Origin of the sequence: Finegoldia magna (assembly GCF_018371055.1) — a bacterium.
Taxonomy (GTDB): Bacteria; Bacillota; Clostridia; order Tissierellales; family Peptoniphilaceae; genus Finegoldia; species Finegoldia magna_I.
The window spans coordinates 1-3,501 of record NZ_JAGYZD010000180.1; the positions used below are offsets into that span (position 1 = coordinate 1).

General features: G+C 27.6%; 3 protein-coding genes and 1 pseudogene. All 4 read right to left on the minus strand.

Features of this window, described 5'->3' with window-relative positions; all coding sequences use genetic code 11:
• Positions 1 to 618: pseudogene (locus KHW44_RS07515) on the minus strand (endonuclease MutS2); the annotation flags it as partial.
• Positions 619 to 2,760, minus strand: a complete 2,142-nt coding sequence (locus KHW44_RS07520) for a U32 family peptidase (protein ID WP_304067910.1) — start codon at positions 2,758 to 2,760, stop codon at positions 619 to 621.
• On the minus strand, positions 2,744 to 3,376 hold the full coding sequence (locus KHW44_RS07525) for a cell division protein ZapA (protein ID WP_304067913.1): 633 nt from the start codon (positions 3,374 to 3,376) through the stop codon (positions 2,744 to 2,746). The genes KHW44_RS07520 and KHW44_RS07525 overlap by 17 nt, the downstream gene beginning before the upstream one ends.
• A gap of 8 nt (positions 3,377 to 3,384) precedes the next feature.
• Positions 3,385 to 3,495, minus strand: a complete 111-nt coding sequence (locus KHW44_RS10145) for a hypothetical protein (protein ID WP_369680522.1) — start codon at positions 3,493 to 3,495, stop codon at positions 3,385 to 3,387.
• Between the last annotated feature and the right edge of the window lie 6 nt (positions 3,496 to 3,501).

Sequence of the window (3,501 nt, forward strand, 5' to 3'; positions counted from 1 at the left end):
AGATGATTTATGTGAAACTTTTACAGGAATTACATATCTATCATCTCTCATAGTTACGATGTTTTCTTGTAATGCTTGATCATTAGAAGATAAAATACTATTAATTTTATCTCTAATATTTTCTGTTTTTTGTCTTTTAGTTTGTCTAATTCTTGCCAGATTTCTACTGGCATTATCGCTAATCTCATCTTCTGAAATTATTGCGTTATTAATAGTAGCGACCAAATCAGGTTCTTCCACCAAAGAATCCATCATTGCAATAATCATAGGGTAATTTTCGTGATTTTCGTCAGATTCTCCAGCGTATCGTTTTATATCATGAACGCTACTTAAGATTTGGCCGATTTTCAACAAAACTTCTGGAACTATGTATCCACCTTTTAATACATGCATTATACTTGCTTTAACATTTATAATCTCATATATCGGAGGATTAGAGAATTTGTAAATCATACTCATTGCTTCATAAGTTGCATCCAAGTTTTGTCTGATTTCATCCTCTTCAATCATAGGTTCCAATTTATTGGCAATACTTTTCCCCAATTTTGATTTGCAAAGTTTTTCAATTTTATTTTTTATTTCGTCGTATTCAAGTGTGTTTAATGTCTTTTTGTCCATTTATAAAATTCCTTTTTTAAAATGAAATTCATTAGATTTTCCAGTTACATTTTTGTTTTTTCTAATCGAGTATAAGTTAAAATCTATATCATTCTCATCTATCTTAATTCTATCACAAGAATAAATCAATGAGTAATCATCCATCCTTATAACTCTATATTTAGAAAAATCTCCTTCAATATAACAATCATTAAACTTACAGAACTCACAATTTTTCCCATTGCACTTTATTATGCTTGAAAAAGGACAATAAACAGTAACCATATTAATCAAGTTATCTTCAACAACCAATTCATAATTGTAATTTGAATTTTCTACAATTTCTTGGATTTCAGATCTATTTAATTCAACAGATAAAGTTATTACATCTACTCCCAAATCATTTAAAACTTTTGCTGAGAAAGTATTAAATACATTCATCTGATAGTCACTAACAACAAAATCAGCATCAATATCTCTGGCTATGATGATATCTCCAACGTTATTGATTAAAAGTTTGGATACATTATTTTTTCTGCACCTTTTTATAAACTTATCCGTTTTTTCTTGATTCAAAAATCTTGGAACTCTCACGATGTATTCTGATGAGATTTTATCGCTGTAACCATCCACTTCATCTACAAAAACTGTTTTATAACTTGATTTATTAATTCTATTTTTCTCTATTAGATTATCTAAATTTTTCAAATCAATATTTTTTTGTTTTCTATGATTAAAATCAGCTTTTTCGTCCAAATAAAATTCTATGAAATCTCTTCTTATCTGATTTATCTGACTTTTAGATAAAAATAATCCATCATCTAGTATAATTTCGAGTTCAGAAATATTTACTGGATAGTTTCCTGTTTTTAGTACTTGATTACGTATAAATTCGTCATCTATCGGCTTGTTTTTTGCCTGATCGCAAATTATATTAGTGTTATATATTAGATCATTTACAAATATTTGAATAGGTTCAGATTTTTTACAAATAAACTTGACTTGTAAATCAAATTCTACATTTTTTTCTTCAGCTGACTCTTCAACTATTTTAATGTGACTAACTCTTTTTACATCGGAATTTTCAAGAGCATCACCTATGTTTTTAAATGAAGCTATACTATTTTTCGTATAATTTTCAGTTAATGTCAAAGGAAAAGTATTTTTTCCGTTAGAAAGTATTAGAATATCTTTCTTGAATACATCTTCTGTAAATTTAATTTTTCCTTTTCCTAATACTTTTCCTATTGTGTTACCTTTAATTTGATTTTTCCTACCAAGTTCAACGTAATTGCATCCATTTGTATTGTTGATTAAACCTTTTGTAAATCCACGATTTTTAACTTCGTCTAAATAATAATCGTATTTACCTTTGTCTAATTTTTCTCTGTAAGATTTTACAATAGAGTACACGTATTCCTTGGATTTCATTCTTCCTTCGATTTTCAAACTATCACAGTATTTTGCGATTTCTTCGACATTATCAATAGTACACAAATCTTTTGGACTGAGATAAGACAGCTTTGAATTAATAGTTTCGTTAGCTAAAATAATCTTATAATCCTTCCTACAAGGTTGAGCACATCTTCCTCTATTTGCACTTCTATCACCATTTAATGAACTCATCAAACATTTCCCAGATTGGCAAACGCATAATGATCCATGAATAAAAACTTCTATTTCAATGTCACAGTTATTCCTAATATTTTTTAATTCTTCTATATCAGTTTCTCTAGCCAATACTATTCTTTTGAAACCAAGTTCTTTGGCAATTAATGCCCCATTCAAATTATTAATGTTCATTTGAGTAGATGCATGTAAATCCAAATCAGGAAATAACTTGTTTACAAGATATGCCAAACCAATATCTTGCACAATTAGTGCATCAATATCGATGTTATATAATCTGTTTACATAATCAATTGCCTTGTGAATTTCTGATTGTTTTATAAGAGTGTTTAATGTTACATAAACTTTTACGTTTCTTAAATGGCAGTATTTTACAACTTCCTTAACATCTTCTACAGTAAAATTCTCAGCATAAGCTCTTGCGGAAAATTCTTTTGTTCCAAGATAAATAGCATCAGTTCCTGCACGGACACTTGCTTTTACCATGTCCCAATTTCCGCAAGGAGCTAATATTTCACTAATCAATGATTTCATCTCTTTGATAATCCAACAGAATATTTTCTAGCTTATTTTTTTCAAATGCTAGTTTGTTATACTCGTCTTTCAAATCTTTGTATTTTTGAGATATATCGTCATTTTCTGTTTCGTAAAATTCAATTTGCTTTTTTAAATCTTCCGTAGTTTTCTTTTCTTGTTTGAGTTTTACATTCAAATCTGATGCTTTTTGTTCATATTGCGCTTGGATTTCGTTAGCGTATTTTTCAGCTTTTTTCTTTATATCTTCTTTTTCCTTTTCAGAATTTTCTTTAATTTCATTGTATTGTTTAGTCATTTGTTTTAAGTTTGTTTCTTTAATAACCAAATTTTGATACAATTTTTCGCAATCAGATTTTAAATTAGAATAGTCCTTAATAATTGGATCATTTTCTTTTTTGTATTCATTTAATTCAGTTGTTAAATTATCGTGAGTTTCTGCCAAATTCATAAGAGCTAAGATAGTTGCATTCAAAGTCGTTAATTTTGAATTTCTGTTTTTACAATCTGCAATATCTTTGTTGATTTTTTCAACTATCTTATCTGTTTCTTCTTTAGATTTTTCAGTAACAATATTGTAAGTTGAACCTTGAATTACAACTTGTAATTTGTTCATATACATTCCTACTTTCTCAATGTTGCGTTGAATTTTTGTTCTAATGAATTTAATATTTCTTCTTGTATTTTTTCAATAGTTTTGTCTTTTAATGTTTCATCTTTTGATTGATATATAATTCTGTA

Excerpts from the sequence above, each read along its gene's own strand:
- KHW44_RS07520 (WP_304067910.1), bottom strand. The coding sequence starts at position 2,760 with ATGAAATCATTGATTAGTGAAATATTAGCTCCTTGCGGAAATTGGGAC.
- KHW44_RS07525 (WP_304067913.1), bottom strand. The coding sequence starts at position 3,376 with ATGAACAAATTACAAGTTGTAATTCAAGGTTCAACTTACAATATTGTT.